Annotated in this window: 25 protein-coding genes; 23 read left to right on the forward strand and 2 right to left on the reverse strand. The window is 61.0% G+C overall.

The window, feature by feature from the left end:
* The first annotated feature begins 26 nt into the window (after positions 1–26).
* The 23 genes from J3P77_RS07415 (at position 27) to J3P77_RS07525 (ending at position 21,885) form a co-directional block, all read left to right on the forward strand.
* Complete coding sequence (locus J3P77_RS07415; protein ID WP_434680753.1) at positions 27–1,409, forward strand: flagellar hook-length control protein FliK; 1,383 nt, start codon at positions 27–29, stop codon at positions 1,407–1,409.
* A gap of 252 nt (positions 1,410–1,661) precedes the next feature.
* Entirely contained in the window at positions 1,662–2,162 is a 501-nt protein-coding gene (gene fliL, locus J3P77_RS07420; protein WP_434680755.1) for a flagellar basal body-associated protein FliL, read from the forward strand.
* A 9-nt stretch (positions 2,163–2,171) separates the two neighbouring features.
* On the forward strand, positions 2,172–3,140 hold the full coding sequence (gene fliM, locus J3P77_RS07425) for a flagellar motor switch protein FliM (RefSeq protein ID WP_434680757.1): 969 nt from the start codon (positions 2,172–2,174) through the stop codon (positions 3,138–3,140).
* Between the two features lie 62 nt (positions 3,141–3,202).
* Positions 3,203–3,661, forward strand: a complete 459-nt coding sequence (gene fliN / locus J3P77_RS07430) for a flagellar motor switch protein FliN (protein ID WP_434680760.1) — start codon at positions 3,203–3,205, stop codon at positions 3,659–3,661.
* Positions 3,662–3,664: 3 nt separating this feature from the next.
* On the forward strand, positions 3,665–4,117 hold the full coding sequence (gene fliO / locus J3P77_RS07435; RefSeq protein ID WP_434680761.1) for a flagellar biosynthetic protein FliO: 453 nt from the start codon (positions 3,665–3,667) through the stop codon (positions 4,115–4,117).
* Positions 4,117–4,869, forward strand: a complete 753-nt coding sequence (gene fliP, locus J3P77_RS07440) for a flagellar type III secretion system pore protein FliP (protein WP_434680763.1) — start codon at positions 4,117–4,119, stop codon at positions 4,867–4,869. The genes fliO and fliP overlap by 1 nt, the downstream gene beginning before the upstream one ends.
* Before the next feature lie 25 nt (positions 4,870–4,894).
* Positions 4,895–5,164: a flagellar biosynthesis protein FliQ gene (fliQ, locus tag J3P77_RS07445; RefSeq protein ID WP_025260882.1), complete on the forward strand. Its 270-nt coding sequence runs from the start codon at positions 4,895–4,897 to the stop codon at positions 5,162–5,164.
* 6 nt (positions 5,165–5,170) lie between these two features.
* On the forward strand, positions 5,171–5,956 hold the full coding sequence (fliR, locus tag J3P77_RS07450; RefSeq protein ID WP_434680766.1) for a flagellar biosynthetic protein FliR: 786 nt from the start codon (positions 5,171–5,173) through the stop codon (positions 5,954–5,956).
* The gene (gene flhB / locus J3P77_RS07455) at positions 5,957–7,096 is read left to right on the forward strand and encodes a flagellar biosynthesis protein FlhB (protein WP_434680769.1); all 1,140 of its coding nucleotides are present in this window, start codon (positions 5,957–5,959) and stop codon (positions 7,094–7,096) included. It abuts the gene before it with no gap.
* Between the two features lie 355 nt (positions 7,097–7,451).
* Positions 7,452–9,581, forward strand: coding sequence for a flagellar biosynthesis protein FlhA (gene flhA, locus J3P77_RS07460; RefSeq protein ID WP_434680771.1), 2,130 nt, complete (start codon positions 7,452–7,454; stop codon positions 9,579–9,581).
* 11 nt (positions 9,582–9,592) lie between these two features.
* Positions 9,593–10,924 (forward strand): flagellar biosynthesis protein FlhF, encoded by a 1,332-nt coding sequence (gene flhF, locus J3P77_RS07465; RefSeq protein ID WP_434680773.1) that lies wholly within the window; start codon positions 9,593–9,595, stop codon positions 10,922–10,924.
* Between the two features lie 115 nt (positions 10,925–11,039).
* Positions 11,040–11,873: a flagellar synthesis regulator FleN gene (fleN, locus tag J3P77_RS07470; protein ID WP_003343974.1), complete on the forward strand. Its 834-nt coding sequence runs from the start codon at positions 11,040–11,042 to the stop codon at positions 11,871–11,873.
* A complete protein-coding gene (fliA, locus tag J3P77_RS07475) occupies positions 11,870–12,610 on the forward strand; it encodes an RNA polymerase sigma factor FliA (RefSeq protein WP_434680776.1) in 741 nt (246 codons plus the stop codon). The genes fleN and fliA overlap by 4 nt, the downstream gene beginning before the upstream one ends.
* A gap of 251 nt (positions 12,611–12,861) precedes the next feature.
* Positions 12,862–13,236, forward strand: a complete 375-nt coding sequence (locus J3P77_RS07480; RefSeq protein ID WP_434680778.1) for a chemotaxis response regulator CheY — start codon at positions 12,862–12,864, stop codon at positions 13,234–13,236.
* 19 nt (positions 13,237–13,255) lie between these two features.
* On the forward strand, positions 13,256–14,041 hold the full coding sequence (locus tag J3P77_RS07485; protein WP_434680780.1) for a protein phosphatase CheZ: 786 nt from the start codon (positions 13,256–13,258) through the stop codon (positions 14,039–14,041).
* Between the two features lie 32 nt (positions 14,042–14,073).
* Positions 14,074–16,338 (forward strand): chemotaxis protein CheA, encoded by a 2,265-nt coding sequence (locus J3P77_RS07490; protein ID WP_434680782.1) that lies wholly within the window; start codon positions 14,074–14,076, stop codon positions 16,336–16,338.
* Positions 16,339–16,388: 50 nt separating this feature from the next.
* Positions 16,389–17,552, forward strand: coding sequence for a protein-glutamate methylesterase/protein-glutamine glutaminase (locus J3P77_RS07495; protein WP_434680784.1), 1,164 nt, complete (start codon positions 16,389–16,391; stop codon positions 17,550–17,552).
* Complete coding sequence (locus J3P77_RS07500) at positions 17,552–18,292, forward strand: flagellar motor protein (RefSeq protein ID WP_434680785.1); 741 nt, start codon at positions 17,552–17,554, stop codon at positions 18,290–18,292. Before J3P77_RS07495 ends, J3P77_RS07500 begins: the two co-directional genes overlap by 1 nt.
* Before the next feature lie 6 nt (positions 18,293–18,298).
* Positions 18,299–19,186: a flagellar motor protein MotD gene (gene motD / locus J3P77_RS07505; RefSeq protein WP_434680786.1), complete on the forward strand. Its 888-nt coding sequence runs from the start codon at positions 18,299–18,301 to the stop codon at positions 19,184–19,186.
* Positions 19,187–19,231: 45 nt separating this feature from the next.
* On the forward strand, positions 19,232–20,020 hold the full coding sequence (locus tag J3P77_RS07510) for a ParA family protein (protein ID WP_434680787.1): 789 nt from the start codon (positions 19,232–19,234) through the stop codon (positions 20,018–20,020).
* 102 nt (positions 20,021–20,122) lie between these two features.
* Positions 20,123–20,947: a CheW domain-containing protein gene (locus tag J3P77_RS07515; RefSeq protein ID WP_434680788.1), complete on the forward strand. Its 825-nt coding sequence runs from the start codon at positions 20,123–20,125 to the stop codon at positions 20,945–20,947.
* A 56-nt stretch (positions 20,948–21,003) separates the two neighbouring features.
* Positions 21,004–21,483 carry a chemotaxis protein CheW gene (locus tag J3P77_RS07520; RefSeq protein ID WP_003370201.1) on the forward strand — a complete coding sequence of 160 codons (480 nt, stop codon included), beginning with the start codon at positions 21,004–21,006 and terminating at the stop codon, positions 21,481–21,483.
* A complete protein-coding gene (locus J3P77_RS07525) occupies positions 21,484–21,885 on the forward strand; it encodes a DUF2802 domain-containing protein (RefSeq protein WP_434680789.1) in 402 nt (133 codons plus the stop codon).
* A 297-nt stretch (positions 21,886–22,182) separates the two neighbouring features.
* Here J3P77_RS07525 and J3P77_RS07530 read toward each other — a convergent pair whose 3' ends face one another.
* Positions 22,183–22,506 carry an EscU/YscU/HrcU family type III secretion system export apparatus switch protein gene (locus J3P77_RS07530; RefSeq protein ID WP_434680790.1) on the reverse strand — a complete coding sequence of 108 codons (324 nt, stop codon included), beginning with the start codon at positions 22,504–22,506 and terminating at the stop codon, positions 22,183–22,185.
* Positions 22,506–24,113 (reverse strand): flagellar hook-length control protein FliK, encoded by a 1,608-nt coding sequence (locus J3P77_RS07535; protein ID WP_434680791.1) that lies wholly within the window; start codon positions 24,111–24,113, stop codon positions 22,506–22,508. Before J3P77_RS07535 ends, J3P77_RS07530 begins: the two co-directional genes overlap by 1 nt.
* Positions 24,114–24,165 lie beyond the last annotated feature (52 nt).

Below are 24,165 nucleotides of genomic sequence, written 5' to 3' on the forward strand. Positions count from 1 at the left end.
ATCAGCTGCTTTTTGCGGAGTCCGAAATGCCCCTTGCCACCAACATTTTTCTTCAGGCCAACACCACTGTGACGTCAAAGTCCGGTGCGGCCAACTCTGCGCTGAAGTCAGCCGACACCGGCAAGGACGGGGCTTCCAGTTTCTCCAACGTGCTGGACAAGCAGGCCCGCGACAAGGTCGCCAATAACAACGACGCGCCGGTCAAGCAGACGCGCGACAAGGCTGCGCCCGAAAAGGACAAGCCGGTCGCCGGCAAAGACAAGGCGGATAACGACCAATCGACTGCCGGTTCGCAGTCGGATGTTGCCGAAAGCGGCAAGGCCTTGCCTGCCGACGGTACAGGGTCCGCGACCGACCAGCAGAACAATGAGCAGCAGCCCGCGGCTGACGAAAGCCTCGTGGCGACGGTGGTGGATGCGTCCACGCTGGATGGCCTCGACCCTGCGCTGCAGGCCGCTGCCACTCAGGCGCCGACCACGCCGGTTGTGACCGGTGCGCCTGCTGACGACACGTCGGCCGCTGCTGTTGCCGCGCTGGCGATGACATCGGCTGCGCCGGTGGCTGCCGAGGAGTCGTTCGACCCTGATGCAGATCCGCTCAAGGATCTGCCGGCCGTGCAGCTGGCGCTGGAAAGCGCCAACGCCAAGACGCATTTCACCCCTCACAACAATCAGGCTGCCAATAATGTGCCTGCCGAACCTGAAGCAGACGCCGGTCAGAACCTCGCCAATAACCTGGCGGCGCTGACCGATCAGCAGGCGGCGGATGAAAGCAGCACCGAGAGCAGCGACAAATCCTTTTCCGGTCTGATTGGCGATGGTCTGAAGGATGTGAAGAGCGCGGCGGGTGATACCCGGGTCGACAACTTTGCCGAACGTCTGGCTTCGCTGAGTCAGGCGGCCCAACCGGCACGCCCCGCGACTGCATCGGCTCCGGTGCTGAGCCAGCCCCTGGCCATGCACCAGAGCGGCTGGAGTGAAGGCATCGTCGAACGCGTGATGTATTTGTCGAGCCAGAATCTGAAGTCAGCCGAGATCAAGCTTGAACCCGCCGAACTCGGCCGTCTGGACATCCGCGTCAATATGGCGCCGGATCAACAGACTCAAGTGACATTCATGAGTGCGCACATGGGCGTACGCGAAGCGCTGGAAAGCCAGATGTCGCGCCTGCGTGAATCGTTCACTCAGCAGGGGCTTGGCCAGGTCGACGTCAACGTTGCCGATCAGTCGCAGCAGCAGGCACAGCAGCAGGCTCAGGAACAGGCCAATCGCGCCCAGCGCGGCGGACGTGGTTCGGGCGTGTCGGGCAGTGACAGCGGCGACGACAGCGCCATCGCCGACGCCGCCGCGCCCGTCAGCCAACCGGCTGCGCGCGTGATCGGTACCAGCGAGATCGATTACTACGCCTGATAGACGATGCATGGCCCCTTCGCGGACAACCCACTGGTCTGTGGGAGCGGACTTGTCCGCGAAGGCGTCCGCGAAACCGACGCATATGCTGTGGCTGCATGAAGCGCTTCGCGGACAAGTCCGCTACTACAATGGTCGAATCGATTCACCATTAGTCACTCCCATTCGCCACCCTCGCTCAACTCTGGCATAACACTTGCTCAACACCTGTCATGTATTGAAGATCCCCCTCAATAGCGACGGATTATTGGCATGGCGAAGAGCGACGAACTGAAAGACCCCGCACCCAAAGGAAAACTCAAGGTAATCATCATAGCGGTCGTGGCCTTGCTGCTGGCGGTCGGTCTTTCCGTGGGTGCCACCTGGTTCATCATGCACAAGCCCGAAAGCGCGCCGGACCCCGCAGCGGCTGCCGCGGCGGCGAACGTCAAGCCTGTGGCAGTGTTCGAACCTCTGACTCCGGCGTTCGTGGTCAACTTCAACGCCAATGGTCGTCAGCGCTACATGCAGGTCAGCATCACCATGCTGTCGCGTAACGCAGCCGACATGGAAGCGTTGAAAGCGCATATGCCGGTGATCCGCAATAATCTGGTGATGCTGTTTGCCGGGATTCCTTTCGAATCCCTGGCGTCGCCGGTCGGGCAGGAAATGCTGCGCCAGAAAGCTACCGCCAGCATCCAGGAAGTCGCCCAGAAAGAACTCGGCAAGACTGTGATCGAGCAGTTGCTGTTCACTAACTTCGTATTGCAGTAGGACCCCGACATGGCCGTGCAAGACCTGCTGTCCCAGGACGAAATCGACGCGCTGTTGCATGGCGTTGACGATGGTATGGTCCAGACCGAGAGCGCCGCTGAACCCGGCAGCGTCAAGAGTTACGACCTGACCAGCCAGGACCGGATCGTCCGCGGTCGCATGCCGACCCTGGAAATGATCAACGAGCGTTTCGCCCGCTATACCCGCATCAGCATGTTCAACCTGCTGCGCCGTTCTGCGGACGTGGCGGTGGGCGGCGTGCAGGTCATGAAGTTTGGTGAGTACGTGCACTCGCTGTACGTGCCCACCAGCCTCAACCTTGCCAAGATCAAGCCGCTGCGCGGTACGGCGCTGTTCATCCTCGACGCCAAACTGGTGTTCAAGCTGGTGGACAACTTCTTCGGCGGTGACGGCCGTCACGCCAAGATCGAAGGCCGTGAGTTCACGCCGACTGAGCTGCGCGTGGTGCGAATGGTGCTGGATCAGGCCTTCATCGACCTGAAGGAAGCCTGGCAGGCGATCATGGAAGTGAACTTCGAGTACATCAACTCCGAAGTAAACCCGGCCATGGCCAACATCGTCGGTCCGAGCGAGGCGGTGGTGATTTCCACTTTCCATATCGAACTCGACGGCGGTGGCGGCGATCTGCACGTGACCATGCCGTATTCGATGATCGAACCGATTCGCGAAATGCTTGACGCCGGTTTCCAGTCGGACCTGGACGACCAGGACGAACGCTGGATCAACGCGCTCAAGGAAGACGTACTCGATGTGGCGGTGCCGCTGACCACGACTGTCGCCCAGCGTCAGTTGCCGTTGCGCGACATCCTGCACATGCGTCCGGGCGATGTGATCCCTGTCGAGCTTCCCGAATCGCTGATCATGCGGGCCAACGGCGTGCCTTCGTTCAAGGTCAAGCTGGGCTCGCACAAGGGCAATCTTGCCCTGCAAGTTATCGAACCCATAGAGCGGCGCTGACTCCAAAGAGTCTGCACCGGTAATAGTTGCGTAATTGAATCATTGTTCGCAGAGGACAACCGATGGCTGATGAAAACGAAATGACGTCTGCAGAAGATCAGGCGTTGGCTGATGAGTGGGCTGCGGCCCTGGGTGAGGCGGGCGAAGGCGGTCAGGCTGACATCGACGCGCTGCTCGCGGCGGACGCCGGCAGTTCCAATCGCATGGCGATGGAAGAGTTCGGCAGTGTGCCCAAGACACCTGGCGCGGTGAAGCTCGACGGCCCGAATCTGGACGTGATCCTTGATATCCCGGTGTCCATTTCCATGGAAGTGGGCAGCACCGACATCAACATCCGCAACCTGCTGCAACTCAACCAGGGCTCGGTGATCGAGCTCGACCGTCTGGCCGGCGAACCTCTGGATGTGCTGGTCAACGGCACCCTGATTGCCCATGGCGAAGTGGTCGTGGTCAACGAAAAATTCGGGATTCGCCTGACGGACGTCATCAGCCCGAGCGAACGTATCAAGAAGTTGCGCTAAGTGATGCGGTTCCTGGCTGTTCTGTCGTTCTCGGTGGCGCTGGCGCTTGCGCCTGATCTGGCCTGGGCTGCCGAACCGGTAGCGCAAGTGGCGGCGCCTCCGGTGGCCAACACCGGTACTGGCATGGGTGGGCAACTGTTCCAGCTGCTGCTTGGGCTGCTGCTGGTGGTCGGCCTGATTTTCGTGCTTGCCTGGGTCATGCGTCGTGTTCAGCGCGTGGGGCCCAACAGCGGGCAGGTCATCGAGCTGATCAGTTCGCGTGCGCTCGGGCCGCGTGACCGGCTGATGCTGGTTCAGGTAGGTAACGAGCAGATTCTGCTCGGCATCACGCCGGGCCGGATCACGCCGCTGCATGTCCTCAAGGAGCCGGTACAAGTGCCGGCTCGCGAGCAGGTGACACCGGAATTCGCTCAACATCTCCTCAAGCTGATGGGCAAGGATAAGGACAAGAAGTAATGGGTGCCTTGCGTTTCCTGACAGGCTTGCTGCTGTTCGCGGCCGCGCCATACGTGTTTGCGGCTGACCCGTTGTCGATCCCGGCGATCACGTTGTCCAACGGGGCCGACGGCCAGCAGGAGTATTCGGTCAGCCTGCAGATCCTGCTGATCATGACGGCGCTTAGCTTCATCCCCGCGTTCGTCATGCTCATGACCAGCTTCACCCGGATCATCATCGTGTTCTCGATCCTGCGTCAGGCCCTGGGCCTGCAGCAGACTCCGTCGAACCAGATCCTGACCGGCATGGCGCTGTTTCTGACCATGTTCATCATGGCGCCGGTCTTCGACCGGGTTAATCAGGATGCCTTGCAGCCTTATCTGGCCGAGCAGCTCAGCGCTCAGGATGCGGTGGCGCGGGCGCAGGTCCCGCTCAAGGACTTCATGCTGGCACAGACCCGTACCAGCGACCTTGAGCTGTTCATGCGTCTGTCCAAGCGCACCGACATTGCGACTCCGGATGCCGCGCCGCTGACGATTCTGGTTCCGGCCTTCGTCATCTCAGAGCTCAAGACTGCGTTCCAGATCGGCTTCATGATCTTCATTCCGTTCCTGATCATCGATCTGGTGGTCGCGAGCGTGCTGATGGCCATGGGTATGATGATGCTGTCGCCGCTGATCATTTCCCTGCCGTTCAAGATCATGCTGTTCGTGCTGGTGGATGGCTGGGCGCTGATCGTCGGCACCCTCGCTGGCAGTTTTGGTGGTGTATGAGTCGTACTGACGAGAGGGCTGCGCAATGACGCCGGAAGTAGCGGTCGACCTGTTTCGGGAAGCGCTGTGGCTGACTACGGTGCTGGTCGCCATTCTTGTGGTGCCCAGCCTGATCTGCGGCCTGCTGGTGGCCATGTTTCAGGCGGCGACACAGATCAACGAACAGACCCTGAGTTTCCTGCCGCGTCTGATCGTCATGTTATTGACCTTGATCGTGGTCGGTCCCTGGCTGCTGAAAATCTTCATGGAATACATCCTGTCGCTGTACGGCAGTATTCCGACGCTGATCGGCTGATCACCCATGCAGCCGATGCTTGCTCTGACCGACACGCAGATCAGTACCTGGGTCGCGAGCTTCATGCTGCCCCTGTTCCGGATCGTCGCGGTACTGATGACCATGCCGATTTTCGGTACGACGCTGGTGCCCAGACGAATCCGCCTGTATTTCGCCGTGGCGATTACCGTAGTGATTGCGCCGATCCTGCCGCCCATGCCCGCGGTCGAGGCGCTTGATCTGAGCGCGCTGCTGTTGATCGGCGAGCAGATCATCATCGGTGCGGGAATGGGCCTGTCATTGCAGCTGTTCTTTCAGATATTCGTGATTGCCGGGCAGATCATTGCCACCCAGATGGGTATGGGCTTCGCCTCGATGGTCGACCCCACCAACGGCGTGTCGTCGGCGGTCATCGGGCAGTTTTTCACCATGCTGGTCACGTTGCTGTTTCTGGCCATGAACGGGCATCTGGTGGTACTCGACATTCTGGTCGAGAGTTTCAACTCGATGCCGGTGGGCAGCGGCCTGCTGGTCAATAACTTCTGGCAGCTGGCGACCGGTCTGGGCGCGGTGATGAGTTCTGGCCTGCGTCTGGTACTGCCGGCGATCACGGCGCTGTTGATCATCAACATCGCGTTTGGCGTCATGACCCGCGCGGCGCCGCAGCTCAATATCTTTTCCATCGGCTTCCCGCTGACTCTGGTACTGGGCATGGTCATCCTCTGGATGTCGATGGCCGACATTCTCAATCAATATCAACCGATGGCGTCCGAGGCATTGCAGGCTCTGCGCGATCTGGTGAGGGCCCGCTGAATGGCCGAGAACGAGAATGGCCAGGACAAAACGGAAGACCCCACGGAGAAAAAGATCCGGGACTCCCGGGCCGAAGGGCAGATTGCCCGCTCCAAGGAACTGACGACACTGGTGGTAATGCTGATGGGCGCCGGCGGCCTGCTGGTGTTCGGCAGCGGCATCGCGCAGATGATGGTCGCGCTGATGCGCAACAATTTCACCATCACCCGCGAAACCATCATGGACACCACGTTCATGGGCAAGATGCTGCTCAGTTCCGGCGAGCATGCTCTGGTCGTGGTTCTGCCGTTTCTCATCGCGATGCTGGTAGCCGCCGTGGTGGGGCCGATCATGCTCGGCGGCTGGTTGTTTGCCACCAAGTCGCTGATGCCCAAATTCAGCCGGATGAACCCCGCCGCGGGCCTCAAGCGGATGTTTTCGCCTAACGCCCTGGTGGAACTGCTCAAATCCTTCGCCAAGTTTCTGATCATTCTGGCCGTGGCACTGGTGGTGCTGGCCAAGGAACGTAACGACCTGGTTTCCATCGCCCATGAGCCGCTGGAGCAGGCGATCATTCACAGCCTGCTGGTGGTGGGCTGGAGCAGCTTCTGGATGGCCTGTGGCCTGTTTTTCATTGCGGCGGCGGATGTGCCGTTCCAGCTTTATCAGGCGCACAAGAAACTGTTGATGACCAAGCAGGAAGTGCGCGACGAGTACAAGAACAGCGAGGGCAGCCCCGAGGTCAAGCAGCGCATTCGTCAGCTGCAGCGGGAAATGTCTCATCGACGCATGATGGCGGCGATTCCCGAAGCCGACGTCATCATCACCAACCCGACTCACTTTGCCGTGGCGATCAAGTACGACCCTGAGCAGGGCGGGGCGCCGATGCTGCTGGCCAAGGGTACTGATCTGGTTGCGCTGAAGATCCGCGAAATCGGAGCGCACAATCAGATACTGATTCTGGAATCCGCCGCGCTGGCCCGCTCGATTTACTACAGCACCGAGCTGGACCAGGAAATTCCCGCCGGGCTGTACCTGGCGGTGGCGCAGGTTCTGGCGTACGTCTATCAGATCCGCCAGTTCCATGCCGGCCGCGCCAAACGCCCCGACCCACTGGGCGACGTGCCCATTCCATCGGATCTGTGGCGGGATCCGGAGTGATGTAGCGCGCCGCGCCAAATATCATGTAGGAGCGCGCTTGCCCGCGACGGGGCCGGTACAGCCGCCACGTTTGCATCGGCCCATTCGCGGACAAGTCCGCTCCCACAGGTCCGATCCCACAGGTCCGCTTCGATCGGGTAGGAGCGCGCTCGCCCGCGACCTGCCAGGTACATCCGCTACATTTGCATTGCCTGGAACGCCCATTCGCGGACAAGTCCGCTCCCACAGGTCCGCTGCGCTCCTGTAAACCACTGCCACACCTGCCTTTGCAAAAGTTGGACAGCTTTTTGCAACAGGTCAAATCAGGATGCCTTCGGCGTCAAAGTTTTGATTTAGTGCGCAGGGTGAAGAATCAGTGGAACGTTCTCAGATAATCAGTGGCGCACGCAGCAACCTGGCTGGTTTGGGCCGCGGGCAACTTGGCGTGCCGTTGTTGCTGTTGGTGATGATGGCAATGATGATGTTGCCCATCCCGCCGTTCCTGCTGGACGTGTTCTTCACCTTCAACATCGCTCTGTCGATCGTGGTGCTGCTGGTCTGCGTCTACGCGCTGCGCCCTCTGGATTTCTCGGTATTCCCCACCATCCTGCTGGTGGCCACGCTTCTGCGTCTGGCGCTTAACGTCGCGTCCACCCGCGTGGTCATGCTTCACGGTCAGGACGGCCACGCCGCTGCCGGTAAGGTGATTCAGGCCTTCGGTGAGGTGGTGATCGGCGGTAACTACGTGGTCGGTATCGTAGTGTTCGCGATCCTGATGATCATCAACTTCGTGGTAATCACCAAAGGTGCCGGGCGTATCTCCGAGGTGAGCGCGCGCTTTACCCTCGACGCGATGCCCGGCAAACAGATGGCCATCGACGCCGACCTCAACGCCGGCCTGATCGATCAGCCCGAAGCCAAGCGCCGTCGTGCCGAAGTTGCCCAGGAGGCCGAGTTCTACGGTTCCATGGACGGTGCGAGCAAATTCGTTCGCGGCGACGCCATTGCCGGTCTGCTGATTCTGTTCATCAACCTCATCGGCGGTGTGCTGGTCGGTATCTTCCAGCACAGCATGAGCTTCGCCGACGCGGGTCGTGTCTACACCTTGCTGACCATCGGTGACGGTTTGGTGGCGCAATTGCCATCACTGCTGCTGTCCACCGCCGCCGCCATCATGGTGACCCGTGCTTCCGGTTCGGAAGAAATGGGCAAGATGATCAATCGCCAGATGTTCACGTCGTACAAGGCGCTCGCCGTGTCCGCCGCGATCATGGTGGTGATGGGTCTGGTTCCCGGCATGCCGCACTTCGCGTTCATCAGCCTGGGCCTGGTGGCTGGCGGGGCCGCTTACCTGCTGTGGAAGAAAGAGAATCGTGTGCAGGTCGAAGCACTGGCTGAAGTGCAGCGTCAGCAGGATCTGCTGCCGTCACCGACCCGTGCGCAGGAAACCAAGGAACTGGGCTGGGATGACGTTACCCCGATCGATATCATCGGCCTGGAAGTCGGCTATCGCCTGATTCCGCTGGTGGATCGCAATCAGGGTGGTCAGCTGTTGGCGCGGATCAAGGGCGTGCGCAAGAAGCTCTCTCAGGAACTGGGTTTTCTGATGCCGACCGTTCACATCCGCGACAACCTCGATCTGGCGCCAAGCGCCTATCGGTTGACGCTGATGGGTGTGATCCTGGCCGAAGCCGAGATCTATCCGGATCGCGAACTGGCGATCAACCCGGGCCAGGTGTTCGGTACGCTGAACGGTATTACCGCCAGAGACCCGGCGTTCGGCCTGGAAGCGGTATGGATCGAGATCAGCCAGCGCAGTCAGGCGCAGTCACTCGGTTATACCGTAGTCGACGCCAGCACCGTGGTCGCGACGCACCTCAACCAGATCTTGTACAAACACTCCCATGAACTGATCGGCCATGAAGAAGTCCAGCAATTGATGCAACTGCTGGCTAAAAGCTCGCCGAAGCTCGCTGAAGAGCTGGTGCCTGGGGTGCTGTCGCTGTCCGCCTTGCTCAATGTTTTGCAGGCGCTGCTCGCCGAGCACGTACCGGTTCGGGATATTCGCAGCATTGCAGAAGCTATCGCCAACAACGCCGGCAAGAGTCAAGATACCGCCGCTCTGGTGGCAGCGGTTCGCGTCGGTTTGAGCCGCGCAATCGTCCAAAGCATTGTAGGCATTGAGCCTGAGCTGCCAGTTATCACCCTGGAACCAAGGTTGGAACAGATATTGCTCAATAGTTTGCAGAAGGCTGGTCAGGGTCAAGAAGAAGGCGTTCTTCTCGAACCAAGCATGGCTGAAAAGCTCCAGCGTTCGTTGATCGAGGCCGCCCAGCGTCAAGAGATGCAAGGGCAGCCGGTAATTCTCCTGGTAGCAGGCCCGATTCGGGCGATGCTGTCACGATTTGGACGATTGGCTGTACCGAACATGCATGTTCTGGCGTATCAGGAAATTCCTGATAACAAGCAAGTCACCATCGTAGCGACTGTCGGGCCTAACGGCTGAGGTAAAGAGTCATGCAAGTTAAGCGATTTTTCGCCGCCGATATGCGTCAAGCCATGAAGCTGGTTCGTGATGAACTGGGCGCCGAGGCGGCCATCATCGGTAACCGGCGCATTGCTGGCGGCGTCGAGCTGACTGCCGCTCTCGATTACAAGCTGTCCGCACTGGCGCCACGCGTGCCGAACATGGAGCTGGAGGACGAGCTGCGCAAGACTCAGTCGCGCATCGTCTCCGCTCAGGCCGAGCTTAACAACCGCAGTGACAGCGATGCGTCGATCAATCTGCAGTTGTTCTCGGGCAAGCCGCTCTCCGGCCCCGACACACATATCGAGCCGACGCTCGAAGAACCGCCGCGTCCTTACACGTACGCGCCGCCGGCTGCTGCCGCAGAACCGGCCAGCGGTCAGCGTGCCTACGAGTCGATGCGCGCTGAATTGAATGGCCTGCGCGAGCTGCTGGAAGTCCAGCTCGGCTCCCTGGCCTGGACCCAGCTGCAGGGCAGTCGTCCGCAGCAGGCCAACCTCTGGCGTCGCCTGCAACGCGTCGGCCTGTCCGGCCCGCTGTCGCGTGACCTGCTGGCGATGGTTCCTGACACCGATGAACCGCGTCAGGCCTGGCGGATGCTGCTGGCTCACCTGGCTCGCATGATTGCTGTACCTGAAGTCGAGCCGCTGGAAGAGGGCGGTGTGATCGCTCTGGTGGGTCCTGCCGGTATGGGCAAGACCACCACCCTGGCGAAGCTGGCCGCCCGTTACGTGCTGAAATACGGCGCGCAGAACATCGCGCTGGTCAGCATGGACAGCTTCCGCATCGGCGCCCAGGAACAGCTGAAGACGCTCGGTCGCATTCTGAATGTGCCGGTGACCCATCTGGATCCTGGCCAGTCGCTGGCTCAGGCGCTGGAGCCTCTGGTTCGCAAGCGCGTGGTGTTGATCGACACCGCCGGCTTGCAGGCCAGCGATCCTGCGCTGCGTCTGCAACTGGAGAGCCTGGCGGGTCGTGGCATCAAGGCGCGTAATTACCTGGTGCTGGCGACAACCAGCCAGAAGCAGGTTCTGACCGCCGCGTATCACAGTTACAAGCGTTGTGGCCTGGCCGGATGCATTCTGACCAAGCTTGATGAAACCGCGAGTCTTGGCGAAGTGTTGAGCCTTGCGATCAGCCATGAGTTGCCCGTGGCGTATCTGACTGACGGGCCGCGCATTCCTGACGATGTACATCTGCCGCGTCGTCACCAGTTGGTGAGCCGTGCAGTGAGTGTGCAGATGCAGGACGAACCGAGTGAAGAAGCGATGGCTGATATGTTTGCCGACCTCTATCACAACCCCGGCAAGAGAGTGGGTTAAGTGATGGTTAATACTGGAATGTCCCTGCATCAATGGTCTGCCAGGCATCGTTCGGTTTCGAGCGTGCAGCCCGTAATGTGGCTTCGGTCTACGCAAGACAAGGTAAAGAGATAACATGGGCAGCATGCATCCCGTTCAGGTCATCGCGGTGACCGGTGGCAAAGGTGGCGTAGGCAAGACGAACGTGTCGGTGAACCTTTCACTGGCTTTGGCCGAGCTCGGTCGGCGTGTGATGCTGCTGGATGCCGATCTGGGTCTGGCCAACGTCGACGTCCTGCTGGGCCTGACGCCCAAGCGCACGCTCGCCGATGTCATGGAAGGGCGTTGCGAGCTGCGCGACGTGCTCCTGCAGGGGCCGGGCGGGGTACGTATCGTGCCTGCCGCTTCCGGCACCCAGAGCATGGTGCATCTGTCGCCCGCGCAGCATGCCGGCCTGATCCAGGCGTTCAGCGAGATTGGCGACAATCTCGACGTGCTGGTGATCGATACGGCCGCCGGGATCGGCGAGTCGGTGGTCAGTTTCGTACGCGCGGCTCAGGAAGTATTGCTGGTGGTCTGCGATGAGCCGACCTCCATCACCGATGCGTACGCGCTGATCAAATTGCTTAACCGCGACTACGGCATGAACCGTTTCAGGGTGCTGGCCAACATGGCGCAGAGCCCGCAGGAAGGTCGCAACCTGTTCGCCAAACTGACCAAGGTCACGGACCGTTTCCTGGACGTGGCCCTGCAGTATGTCGGTGCGGTGCCTTACGATGAGTGCGTGCGCAAGGCTGTGCAGAAACAGCGCGCTGTCTATGAGGCGTTCCCGCGTTCCAAGTGTGCATTGGCCTTCAAGGCCATCGCCCAGAAAGTAGATACCTGGCCGCTGCCGGCCAATCCACGAGGTCATCTTGAGTTCTTCGTCGAGCGACTTGTTCACCAGACCAGCGCAGGGCCTGTCCAATGACAGCGAGCGGGTACCAAATGTATAGCAAGGCTTCCAGAAATTCGCAGTACGAGCTGATCGAGCGCTATGCGCCCCTGGTCAAGCGTATCGCCTATCACTTGCTGGCGCGCCTGCCGGCCAGCGTTCAGGTCGAAGATCTGATCCAGGCCGGTATGATCGGCCTGCTGGAAGTGTCCACTAAATACGACTCCACCAAGGGTGCGAGTTTCGAGACTTACGCCGGGATCCGGATTCGCGGTGCGATGCTCGACGAAGTGCGAAAAGGTGACTGGGCGCCTCGCTCGGTGCACCGCAATACGCGCATGGTCAGTGACGCAATTCGTGCAATTGAATCGAAAACCGGCCGTGACGCTAAAGATCACGAAGTTGCTGCCGAACTCCAGTTGAGTCTCGACGACTACTACGGGATTTTGAACGACACCCTGGGCAGCCGACTGTTCAGTTTCGACGACTTGCTTCAGGACGGCGAACATGAAGGGCTGCACGAGGACGGCGCGAGCGGTTCGCTCGAACCGTCGCGCGATCTGGAAGACGAGCGCTTCCAGGCCGCGTTGGCCGAAGCAATCGCCAACCTGCCGGAGCGCGAGCGTCTGGTGTTGGCGCTGTACTACGACGAAGAGCTGAATCTCAAGGAAATCGGTGAGGTCCTTGGAGTCAGTGAATCGCGGGTCAGTCAGTTACACAGCCAGTGCGCAGCTCGTTTGCGAGGGCGTTTGGGAGAGTGGCGAGCGCGTTGACAGATGGCGGCATCCGCAAGGGTGCCGATGTCTGCATCCCGGCTGTGCAGAGCGTTACGTGGTTACAGGGACGGATCGGCAAGCGGCCTTTCGGGTACACACCTGATGGCCGCTTGCAGTATGTGCCTGTTGGTTTGCCAAGCCCGTCGTGTTTCGTACAGCCGGGGGTGTGCTGTGCCAGTATTGAGTAAACAGCGTGTTCAGGTGCTGAACGCGTCAAAGACTGCTTGGAGGTCGAATTGGACAAGAACATGAAAATCCTCATCGTTGATGACTTCTCAACGATGCGGCGGATCATCAAGAACCTGTTGCGTGACCTTGGGTTCACCAACACTTCGGAAGCGGATGACGGTATTACCGCGCTGCCGATGCTGCAAAGCGGCGCCTTTGACTTTCTGGTGACCGACTGGAACATGCCGGGCATGTCCGGTATCGATCTGTTGCGCCAGGTCCGTCAGGACGAGCGCCTCAAGAGTCTTCCCGTGCTGATGGTAACCGCCGAAGCCAAGCGTGAGCAGATCATCGAGGCCGCTCAGGCCGGTGTGAATGGTTACGTGGTCAAGCCGTTCACAGCCCAGGTGCTGCAAGAGAAGATCGAAAAGATCTTTGAACGCGTCAATAGCTGATGCATGCCGCGAGGGCGCTATGGAGAACAGAGATTCATTGGGTGACTTCGAGTCGACCCTGAAGAAACACGCACAAGAGCTCGTCAGCAGCCTGGAAAAAGGTCGGTTCGGCGACGCTGTGCAACTTATCCATGAGCTGAACCAGACCCGTGATCGCGGCCTGTACCAGGAAGTCGGCAAACTGACCCGCGAGCTGCACAGCGCGATCGTCAATTTTCAGATTGACCCGCACATGCCGCAAGCTGAAGAAGTATCGCAGATCACGGACGCTACCGAGCGCCTGTCGTATGTGGTGCGACTGACCGAGGGCGCGGCCAACCGCACCATGGACCTGGTGGAACAGAGCACGCCGTTGATGAACGGCCTGAGCTCGGATGCCAAGGCCTTGAGCGCGGACTGGGGACGTTTCATGCGCCGTGAAATCGGTGCCGAAGAGTTTCGTGATCTGGCCAAGCGGGTCGACGGTTTCCTGACGCGTAGCGAAAAGGAAACCCACGCTGTCGCGGCGCACCTCAACGACATTCTGCTGGCCCAGGATTATCAGGATCTTACCGGCCAGGTGATCAAGCGCGTCACGCAGCTGGTCACGGAAGTGGAGGGCAACCTGCTCAAGCTGGTGTTGATGGCCAGTCACGTCGACCGCTTTGCGGGAATCGAACATGACTCGGCGGCGATGCTTGCAGAAAAAGATCCTAAAAAACATCTCACCCAGGGTGAAGGTCCGCAGATTCATGCCGATAAACGTGAAGACGTCGTATCCGGTCAGGATGATGTAGACGATCTGCTATCGAGCCTCGGCTTCTAGGTCTGTTGACGGTTAATTTTAGGGAGCACCCCATGAGCTTCGGCGCCGATGAAGAAATCCTTCAGGATTTTCTGGTAGAGGCCGGCGAGATTCTGGAGCAGTTGTCGGAGCAATTGGTCGAGCTGGAAAGCCGACCGGATGATGCCGACCTGCTCAATGCAATTTTTCGCGGTTTTCACACTGTAAAAGGGGGCGCCGGCTTCCTCCAGCTCCATGAGCTGGTGGAGTGCTGCCACATCGCCGAAAACGTGTTCGACATCCTGCGCAAGGGTGAGCGACGCGTCGACTCCGAGTTGATGGACGTAGTCCTGGAAGCTCTGGACACCGTCAACAGCATGTTTGGTCAGGTTCGTGAACGAACCGAAATCACACCGGCTACTCCGGAACTGCTGGCGGCGCTGTCGCGTCTGGCGGAGCCTGAATCGGCAGAGCCGCAGGCCGCCGAGCCTGCGCCCGTGGTCGAGGCGGCACCGGTGGCGGTTGCAGAACCGGCCAGTGACGACATTACCGACACCGAATTCGAACAACTGCTCGATTCGCTACAGGGCGCCAAGTCCGCAGCTATCGCGCCGGCCGCACAAGTACCGGCGGCAGCACCTGCCCCAGGCGACGAAATCACCGATTCGGAATTCGAGTCGCTGCTCGATCAGCTGCATGGCAAGGGCAAGTTCGCGCCTGAAGTCGCTGCTGGTCCGGCACCGGCCGCCGCGCCTGCCGCTGGCAAGCCGGTCGCCGGCGACGAGATCACCGATGACGAATTTGAAGCGTTGCTTGATCAGTTGCATGGCAAGGGCTCGTTTGACGGCAGCGTAGCCGCCAGCGCCCCGGCCGCGAAACCGGCGGCGCCCGCAGCTGCGAAGGCTGCGCCGGCGTCCGACGAGATCACCGATCACGAATTTGAAAGCCTGCTGGACGAACTGCACGGCAAGGGCAAGTTCGAGCCTGCCGCGGTTGCCGGCGCTGCTGCGCCTGCACCCGCTGCGGCAGCACCGGCCGCAACAGCCGTGGCCAAGCCTGCGCCGGCTCCAGCCGCCAAGGCCGAACCCGCGCCTGCGCCAGCCAGGGCCGCCGCGCCGGCACCAGCCCGTGCGCCAGCCGCAACTGGCGAGAAACCGGTGGTTTCGGAAGCGGAAACCACTGTGCGGGTCGACACCGCGCGCCTGGACGAGATCATGAACATGGTCGGCGAACTGGTGCTGGTGCGTAACCGCCTGGTTCGCCTGGGTCTCAACAGCGGCGATGAAGCCATGTCCAAGGCTGTTTCCAACCTGGATGTGGTCACCGCCGATTTGCAGACTGCGGTCATGAAAACCCGCATGCAGCCCATCAAGAAGGTCTTCGGTCGATTCCCGCGGCTCGTTCGCGACCTGGCTCGCCAGCTTAAGAAGGAAATCAACCTGGAGCTGGTCGGAGAAGAAACCGACCTGGACAAGAACCTCGTCGAGGCCTTGGCCGACCCGTTGGTCCACTTGGTGCGCAACGCGGTCGACCACGGCATCGAGACTCCGGAAGAGCGCGAGGCCACGGGCAAGTCCCGCGGCGGGCGTGTCGTGCTGTCCGCCGAGCAGGAAGGCGACCATATCCTGTTGTCCATCTCCGACGACGGCAAAGGCATGGACCCTCACGTTCTGCGTTCGATTGCCGTCAAGCGTGGCGTGATGGACAAGGATGCAGCCGACCGCCTGAGCGACAGCGAGTGCTACAACCTGATCTTCGCACCGGGTTTCTCGACCAAGACCGAGATTTCCGATGTGTCCGGTCGTGGCGTGGGCATGGACGTGGTGAAAACCAAGATCTCCCAGCTCAACGGCTCGATCAACATCTACTCCACCAAGGGCCAGGGCTCGAAAATCGTCATCAAGGTCCCGTTGACCCTGGCGATCATGCCGACCCTGATGGTGATGCTGGGCAACCAGGCATTTGCCTTCCCGCTGGTGAACGTCAACGAGATCTTCCACCTCGACCTGTCGACTACCAACGTCGTCGATGGTCAGGAAGTGGTGATCGTGCGTGACAAGGCTCTGCCGCTGTTCTACCTCAAGCGCTGGCTGGTCAGCTCCGCTGCGCATGAAGAGCAGCGCGAAGGCCACGTCGTCATCCTGTCCGTGGGTACTCAGCGTATCGGCTTCGTGGTCGATCAGCTGGTGGGCCAGGAAGAAGTGGTCATCAAACCGCTGGGCAAGATGCTGCAAGGTACACCGGGCATGTCCGGCGCCACCATCACCGGTGACGGCCGCATCGCTCTGATTCTCGATGTACCCAGCATGCTCAAGCGTTACGCCGCCCGGCGTATTTGATTCTGGGGCAGCGGGCAGCCTGGCTGCCCGCGGCGCCTATTGGAGTGTTTATGGCAGTCAAGGTCCTGGTGGTGGATGATTCCGGTTTCTTCCGGCGCCGCGTCACGGAAATTCTTTCTTCGGACCCCAACATCCAGGTCGTCGGTACGGCGACCAATGGCAAGGAAGCGATCGAGCAGGCTCTGGCGTTGAAGCCGGATGTGATCACCATGGACTACGAAATGCCGATGATGGATGGCATTACGGCAGTCCGCCACATCATGCAGAAAATCCCGACTCCGGTCCTGATGTTCTCCTCGCTGACCCACGAAGGCGCGCGCGTCACACTCGATGCGCTGGACGCCGGCGCGGTGGATTTCCTGCCCAAGAATTTTGAAGACATCTCGCGCAACCCGCAGAAGGTCAAGCAACTGCTGTGCGAGAAGATTCTGAGCATTTCGCGCAGCAATCGCCGCTTCAGTGGTTTTGGCGCAAGCCAGCCCGCGCCTGCGCCCGCGCCGGTTACCCCGGCCGCGGCGCCTGTTGCGGGCCGCGCGCCTGCGCCAGCACCTGCGCGCAGTGTGCCGTCGCGCACGCCCGCCGCAGCAGCTCCGGCGCACGCGCACAGTCATTCCCATGCTCCGGCACATACATCGGCCGCGCCCAAGCGCAAGCCGTACAAGCTGGTCGCTATCGGCACGTCCACCGGTGGCCCGGTGGCGCTGCAACGGGTGTTGACCCAGCTGCCTGCCGGTTTTCCGACACCGCTGGTGCTGATCCAGCACATGCCCGCGGCGTTCACCAAGGCCTTCGCCGAGCGCCTGGACAAACTGTGCAAGATCAGCGTCAAAGAGGCCGAAGACGGCGACGTGCTGCGTCCCGGTCTCGCACTGCTGGCGCCGGGTGGCAAGCAGATGATGGTCGATGGTCGTGGCACGGTGAAGATTCTGCCGGGCGACGAGCGTTTGAATTACAAGCCTTGCGTGGACATCACCTTCGGCTCGGCGGCCAAGTCGTATGGCGACAAAGTGCTGGCGGTCGTGCTGACCGGCATGGGCGCCGACGGACGTGAGGGCGCGCGCCTGCTCAAGCAAGGCGGCAGTACCGTGTGGGCGCAGGACGAAGCAAGCTGTGTGATTTATGGCATGCCGATGGCTGTCGTGAAGGCGGATCTGGCAGATGCGATCTATAGCCTGGACGATGTCGGTCGGCATCTGGTCGAGGCGTGTATCTGATGGATGTTCTGAGTCTTATTGGTCTGATCCTGGCATTCGTCGCGATCATTGGCGGTAACTTTCTCGAAGGCGGACACCTGAGTGCGCTGGTCAACGGTCCGGCGGCGCTGATCGTGATCGGCGGTACGCTGGGCGCGTCGCTGTTGCAGGCGCCGATGAGCGCGTTCATGCGCGCCATGAAGATCGTTGGCTGGATTCTGTTCCCGCCGCGCATTGATCTGGCGAGCGGCGTCGACCGGGTGATCGGCTGGAGCATGACCGCCCGCAAGGAAGGCTTGCTGGGCCTGGAAAGCATCGCTGACAGCGAGCCGGACAACTACGCCCGCAAGGGCCTGCAGCTGCTGGTCGATGGTGCCGAGCCCGAGGCGATTCGCAGCATCCTGGAAGTGGATTTCATCACTCAGGAAACACGTGACCTTCAGGCCGCCAAGGTGTTCGAGAGCATGGGCGGTTATGCGCCGACCGTGGGCATCATCGGTGCGGTAATGGGCCTGATCCATGTGATGGGCAATCTGGCCGATCCGAGTCAGCTGGGCAGCGGCATCGCCGTCGCCTTCGTGGCCACCATCTATGGCGTCGCCACGGCCAACCTGATCCTGTTGCCAGTCGCCAACAAGCTCAAGGCAATCGTGCATCGCCAGTCACGTTATCGGGAAATGCTTCTCGAAGGCCTGCTGTCCATCGCCGAGGGTGAAAACCCGCGCTCCATCGAACTCAAGCTGCAAGGCTTTATGGAGTAACAGGTCATGGCTCGCCGTCGTCAGCCCGAAGAGCACGAAAATCATGAGCGTTGGCTGGTATCCTATGCCGACTTCATCACCTTGCTGTTCGCCTTTTTTGTGGTGATGTACTCGATCTCGTCGATCAACGAAGGCAAGTACAAGATCCTGTCTCAGGCGCTGGTCGGCGTGTTCAACGACGCCGAGCGCAGCATGAAACCGATCCCCATCGGCGAGCAGCGGCCCGTTTCGGTCAAGCCCGCCGAACCGCTGATCAAGGACAGCGAACAGACCGACGCCGGTATCGCCCAGAGCTCGCCCGATGCCTTGCAAAGCATCGCCGACGATGTGCGCGATGCATTCGGCGATCTGATCAAATCCGACCAGATGACCGTTCGCGGCAACGAACTGTGGATCGAGATCGAACTTAACTCCAGCCTGTTGTTTGGCAGTGGCGACGCCATGCCCAGCGACCAGGCATTCAACATCATCGAAAAGGTCGCCGGCATCGTCAAACGCTTCGACAACCCGATTCATGTCGAAGGTTTCACGGACAACCAGCCGATCAGCACCGCGCAGTACCCGACCAACTGGGAACTGTCTTCGGCCCGCTCGTCCAGCATCGTGCGCATGCTTGCGATGGATGGCGTGAATCCGGCGCGGCTGGCTTCGGTCGGCTACGGCGAGTTCCAGCCGATCGCGACCAACGCCACGGCGGCGGGGCGCGCCAAGAACCGGCGGGTGGTGCTGGTCATCTCGCGCAATCTTGAAGTGCGGCGCAGTCTGACCAGCAATGGCTCGGCCAATGTGCAGCCTGACGCGGCGTTGCGGCGTGCTGGCACACAAACTGCACCAGCACCAGCAAAACCGCCGGTGCGTACCAACGCTGTCAATTCCCCGGCACCCGCTCCTTAGTCGAAATCCTGGTATGGACGTCGTTGTGCGCAAGGAAAAACATCAATGAGAGTCTGGGCAGTCGCCAACCAGAAGGGCGGGGTCGGCAAGACCACTACGACCATCGCTCTGGCAGGCCTGCTGGCCGACGCCGGCAAGCGCGTGATCGTCGTCGATCTCGACCCGCACGGCTCGATGACCAGCTACTTCGGCCATAACCCCGACGAGCTGGAGCACAGTGCGTTCGATCTGTTCCTGCACAAAGGCGCGGTGCCTGATGGTCTGCCGGGCCAGTTGCTGCTGCCGACGACCGACAAACGCATTTCGCTGATTCCTTCGAGCACCGCGCTGGCGACCCTTGAGCGTCAGTCGCCTGGCCAGAGCGGTCTCGGCCTGGTGGTCGCCAAGAGTCTTGCACAGCTGTGGCAGGATTTTGACTATGCGCTGATCGACAGCCCGCCGCTGCTGGGCGTGCTGATGGTCAATGCCTTGGCGGCCAGCCAGCAGCTGGTGGTTCCGGTGCAGACCGAGTTTTTGGCCGTCAAAGGTCTGGAGCGTATGGTCAATACGCTGACCATGATCAACCGTTCCCGCAAGACGCCGTTGCCTTACACCATTGTCCCGACGCTGTTCGATCGCCGTACCCAGGCGTCGATGGGGACTCTGAAGCTATTGCGTGATTCTTTTCCAGAGCATGTCTGGCAAGCGTACGTGCCGGTGGATACGCGTCTTCGCGATGCCAGCCGCGCGGGCCTGACGCCGTCGCAGAACGACTCCAGGAGCCGCGGCGTCATCGCTTATCGCGCGTTGCTCAAGCACCTGCTCGCCGAGCAGCTTTCCGCTCAGGTGGCCTGACGTGCGGGCGTATTCTTTGTCCGCGGTCCGCTCAAGTCAGACCTCGATGCGGCCGATAACTTCATCAGGCGGCATTAGCTGCATCAATTCTCGGGTCCTGTCATGAACCGCTCCATAGAAGTTGCAACACGACCCAAGCTGGCATTGCAGTCCTATCTGGATGCCTTGCTTCAGGACGCTACCGCGGAGCTGAACGAGCCTTCTGTCAGCGTCGACGAATTTCAGGCCGCCGTGCTCGAAGAGCAAGCGCTCGATGCGCGCTTGCAGGCGCTGGCCAAACCGGTCGCAGTTGCCGCGCCTGTGCAAGTGGCTGCACCGGCTCCGGTCGCTACGCCGGCTCCAGCGCTGACACCTGCGCCTGTGATGACGCCGACAGTTGAACTGGTCGAGCCGGTCGCCGAGCTGAGCACGCTGGCTAGCCAACGCACGCCGACTCCGCCGCCTGCTCGCGAAGGGCGACCGGCGTGGGCCGACGAGCCGTTCGAGTGTCTGTTGTTCGATGTGGCAGGCCTCACGCTGGCGGTGCCGCTGATCTGCCTGGGTTCGATCTACCCGCTGGCCGGCCACGAGCTGACGCCGCTGTTCGGTCAGCCGGACTGGTTTCTCGGGATCCTGCCTTGCCAGGCGGGCAACCTGAAAGTGCTGGATACCGCGCGATGGGTCATGCCTGATCGCTACCGCGATGATTTTCGCCAGGGACTGCAGTATGTGATTTCGGTTCAAGGGTACGAGTGGGGGCTGGCGGTGCATCAGGTCAGCCGCTCGCTGCGCCTGGACCCCAACGAGATCAAATGGCGCAGCCACCGAGGGCAGCGCCCTTGGCTGGCAGGCACGGTGATTGAACACATGTGCGCGCTGCTGGATGTAGCAGAGTTGGCCGAGCTGATAGCCAGTGGCGCGGTCAAGCAGTTGAACAAGTCGAAATAATCATGGGCGAGCGCCGCGCGCGCCGTCCGCAGAGAACACACGTGAGGGGTTAGGGTATGAATAAGTCGTCTGCACAGGGTTCCGAAGATCCTATCCTGCAATGGGTCACCTTCCGCCTGGACAACGAGTCCTACGGCATCAATGTGATGCAGGTTCAGGAAGTGCTGCGCTACACCGAGATCGCTCCGGTGCCGGGCGCGCCGAGCTATGTGCTGGGTATCATTAACCTGCGCGGCAACGTCGTGACCGTGATCGACACCCGTCAGCGTTTCGGCCTGGCTCCGGTCGAAGTCAGCGACAACACCCGTATCGTTATCATCGAGGCCGACAAGCAAGTGGTCGGAATCCTGGTCGACAGCGTCGCGGAAGTGGTCTACTTGCGTCAGTCCGAAGTCGAAACCGCGCCTAACGTGGGTAACGACGAATCGGCCAAGTTCATTCAGGGCGTGTGCAACAAGAACGGCGAGCTGTTGATCCTGGTCGAGCTGGACAAGATGATGTCCGAAGAAGAGTGGTCCGAGCTGGAGAATATCTGATTGATTTTTGAGGTAGCCGTTGTATTGCTGGGCATTCTCTGGGTCGTGACCCTGGGAATGTTCCTGTCCCATGTCAAGCGTCAGCGCAAGCTCGACGCCGAGCGCGACGAGGCCAATGTTCAGCGCGATCAGCGCATTCGCGACCTGGCCAGGCGTCTGGACCATTACCAGAACGGCACGGTGCGCATGGGTGAAGACCTGCACGAATTGCGCGCGATTGTCGCGCCGTTGCCGGACAAACTGACCGCACTGGAACAGCGCGATCCCTCCACGCTGTCCTTCGCCCAGGCCGCGCGCCTGGTCGGCATGGGCGCCAGTGTCGAAGAGCTCACCCAGTCCTGCGGCCTGACCCAGGCCGAAGCACAACTGATGAGCAAGATGCACGGCAACCATCCCCGGTAAGCCGGTCCCACCTTCGCATCTGCTGCCGCCGCGCAGCAGATCGCCGGATGGCCTCTTCGCCAGCAAGCTGGCTCCCACAGTAACCGCGTCATGCACGGACCCTGTGGGAGCGGACTTGTCCGCGAATATATCAAGGTGTCAATCCGACCTCTTCGCCAGCAAGCTGCCTCCCACAATAACCGAGTTGTGCACGGCCCTGTGGGAGGGAGCTTGCTCGCGATCTGGCGCGTAGCGGCAGCAAAAATAGTCAGCCTTACCCCTGTAAATGCAGACAGTCTTCTGGGAGGCTCGGGCTGCTCAGCCTCGTGGCGTTATATCCCTTTCCACCGGCGGCGCGTCCGGGTCCTGGCCTGCGGGGAATTTGCCTTTGAGGTGCCAGGCGAAGGCGATGATTTCCGCGATGGTCCGGTACAGGGGCTCGGGAATGCTGTCGCCCAGCTCCATGCGCGCCAGCAACTTCACCAGTTCGGCATTTTCATAGATCGGCACTTCGTATTCGCGCGCAATCGCCAGAATGGCTTCGGCCAGTTGATCGTCGCCCTTGGCGCTCAGTGTCGGCGCCTGCTGGCCGTCGTAAGTCAGAGCGATCGCCTGGCGCGGTGTATGGTCGGGTTGGTTCATCAGGCGCTCTCGTCGATCCAGCGTTGTTCGAGTGTGGTTCGCGGCCCCTGCGGTGGTGTGCCGTGGCTGCATGCCAGTTCGCCTACCGCCAGGCCGCAGGCCACCAGTCTTTCCCGCAGATGACCCAACTCCTGGGCGATCAGGACTGCGCTGTCCGGGCGTTCGGCCCACAGCTGGCTCGACAGTGTGCCGCGCAGCAGCTGTGCCTGTACCTGCAAGGGTCCTAGCGGCTCCAGATCGAACGCCAGTTCGATCTTCCAGATTTTTTCCCGATTCTCGCCGGCGTCAGTGGCGTCCCGTTCTTCACCATGGCCGTGCTGGTCGGGCTTATCTTCACGCTGCACCTTGACCTGCAGCGGCACGATGTCGTGGGCGTTGCGCATCGGAATCTCGGTCTGCCAGGTCGTCACTTGCGTGCCGTCGGCGTTGGTCCGCGTCTGCTCAAGGCCGCCAAGCTGATGGCTCTGTAACCGGGAAACGGCCGCTGCGGCCAGCTTCAGCAGCAGCTCCAGATCGTCTTCTTTGTCGCCACCGGCGACGTTACGCGCCGGCAACGGGAATGTGCCGGGCGGTGTGCGGGCGGCGACCATTCCAAGCGTGCCCAGCGCATTGCGAAGCATTCCCGGCATGGCGCGGGCCAGGGTGTTGGACGCCGCGGCGGCACTGTAGGAAGCGTTGTCCGGCAGCCCGGGCAGGATCTGTGCGATCAGGCGCATCAGATTGGCCTTGAGGTCCGGGGCCTGCATCGGGTCCAGCCCGGCCAGCAATTTGGCCTCCAGAAACAGGCCGCTGGCGTTGAAGGCCTGTGCCACGCCCGCAGGGCTGGTCATCTGCCGAATGTCGGGAATGCTCGCCAGCAGTTGTTCGACGCTGGCTTGCAGCGGGGCGCCTATTGCCGGATTAGTGCGTGGCAGGTTCTGCAATGCAGCCAACAGAGTATCCAGCGAGCCCTGACGATTCTGTTGCGTGGTGAGTTGCTGCGCGACGGCCAGTTGGTCGAGACGGCCGGGCAGGGCGACGAAATTCAGCGCCTGGTTGCCCTGCACCTGAGCGCTGAGCAGACTGCCGACCGTAAGCGGCTGCGGACTGTCGATCACCAGGCTGGTGCCGGCCTGCGCCGTGTTCAGCAGCATGACGATGGAGCGGTACAGCGCCGGCGGTGCGCTCTGGCCGGCCAGCTGGCTGACCGCCTGGGCGACGATCTGGCTGGTCATGACTTTGCCTTGCAGCAGCGTACCGACCGGCAGCTGCCGGGTATCGATGCTGGTTACCGAGTTTTTCAACGCGCTATTGATCTGCTGCAGGGTCAGCGTCAGCTCGTTGGGCGATGCTTGCGCCACTTGCAGGCTGGTGCCAGGCGTGAAGGGCAGGGCGCTGGTGACCGGCAGGCTGGTCTGAGTGCCATTGGCGCTGATCAGCCTGAGCAGCAGTTGGAAGTTCTGGTCGACCTGCTTGAGGGTCACCACTTCGGCGTCCACGGTTTCTCCCTGCGGGATCAGGTTCTGTGACGCCTGCAAAAGCGTCAGGACCTGCGCCTGGGTGATGCCCGCACGCAGCTGGGCCGTGGAGGGCACTGCCGGGGGTACGCTGGTGATGTCACCTGTCATGGGGTCTGAGCCTGCGCAAGTTGCCCGCCAATAAGAGGGCATACATGTATAA

The sequence above is a fragment of the Pseudomonas sp. R1-18 genome, from assembly GCF_051132095.1.
GTDB lineage: Bacteria > Pseudomonadota > Gammaproteobacteria > Pseudomonadales > Pseudomonadaceae > Aquipseudomonas.

Coding starts and splice junctions, on each gene's coding strand:
- fliR (WP_434680766.1), top strand. CDS start 5,171: ATGCAGCCGATGCTTGCTCTGACCGACACGCAGATCAGTACCTGGGTC.
- fliP (WP_434680763.1), top strand. CDS start 4,117: ATGGGTGCCTTGCGTTTCCTGACAGGCTTGCTGCTGTTCGCGGCCGCG.
- fliO (WP_434680761.1), top strand. CDS start 3,665: ATGCGGTTCCTGGCTGTTCTGTCGTTCTCGGTGGCGCTGGCGCTTGCG.
- fliM (WP_434680757.1), top strand. CDS start 2,172: ATGGCCGTGCAAGACCTGCTGTCCCAGGACGAAATCGACGCGCTGTTG.
- J3P77_RS07415 (WP_434680753.1), top strand. CDS start 27: ATGCCCCTTGCCACCAACATTTTTCTTCAGGCCAACACCACTGTGACG.
- fliQ (WP_025260882.1), top strand. CDS start 4,895: ATGACGCCGGAAGTAGCGGTCGACCTGTTTCGGGAAGCGCTGTGGCTG.
- J3P77_RS07535 (WP_434680791.1), bottom strand. CDS start 24,113: ATGACAGGTGACATCACCAGCGTACCCCCGGCAGTGCCCTCCACGGCC.
- flhB (WP_434680769.1), top strand. CDS start 5,957: ATGGCCGAGAACGAGAATGGCCAGGACAAAACGGAAGACCCCACGGAG.
- fliN (WP_434680760.1), top strand. CDS start 3,203: ATGGCTGATGAAAACGAAATGACGTCTGCAGAAGATCAGGCGTTGGCT.
- fliL (WP_434680755.1), top strand. CDS start 1,662: ATGGCGAAGAGCGACGAACTGAAAGACCCCGCACCCAAAGGAAAACTC.
- J3P77_RS07515 (WP_434680788.1), top strand. CDS start 20,123: ATGAACCGCTCCATAGAAGTTGCAACACGACCCAAGCTGGCATTGCAG.
- J3P77_RS07495 (WP_434680784.1), top strand. CDS start 16,389: ATGGCAGTCAAGGTCCTGGTGGTGGATGATTCCGGTTTCTTCCGGCGC.
- J3P77_RS07480 (WP_434680778.1), top strand. CDS start 12,862: ATGAAAATCCTCATCGTTGATGACTTCTCAACGATGCGGCGGATCATC.
- J3P77_RS07490 (WP_434680782.1), top strand. CDS start 14,074: ATGAGCTTCGGCGCCGATGAAGAAATCCTTCAGGATTTTCTGGTAGAG.
- J3P77_RS07510 (WP_434680787.1), top strand. CDS start 19,232: ATGAGAGTCTGGGCAGTCGCCAACCAGAAGGGCGGGGTCGGCAAGACC.
- fliA (WP_434680776.1), top strand. CDS start 11,870: ATGACAGCGAGCGGGTACCAAATGTATAGCAAGGCTTCCAGAAATTCG.
- J3P77_RS07485 (WP_434680780.1), top strand. CDS start 13,256: ATGGAGAACAGAGATTCATTGGGTGACTTCGAGTCGACCCTGAAGAAA.
- J3P77_RS07530 (WP_434680790.1), bottom strand. CDS start 22,506: ATGAACCAACCCGACCATACACCGCGCCAGGCGATCGCTCTGACTTAC.
- motD (WP_434680786.1), top strand. CDS start 18,299: ATGGCTCGCCGTCGTCAGCCCGAAGAGCACGAAAATCATGAGCGTTGG.
- fleN (WP_003343974.1), top strand. CDS start 11,040: ATGGGCAGCATGCATCCCGTTCAGGTCATCGCGGTGACCGGTGGCAAA.
- flhF (WP_434680773.1), top strand. CDS start 9,593: ATGCAAGTTAAGCGATTTTTCGCCGCCGATATGCGTCAAGCCATGAAG.
- J3P77_RS07520 (WP_003370201.1), top strand. CDS start 21,004: ATGAATAAGTCGTCTGCACAGGGTTCCGAAGATCCTATCCTGCAATGG.
- J3P77_RS07500 (WP_434680785.1), top strand. CDS start 17,552: ATGGATGTTCTGAGTCTTATTGGTCTGATCCTGGCATTCGTCGCGATC.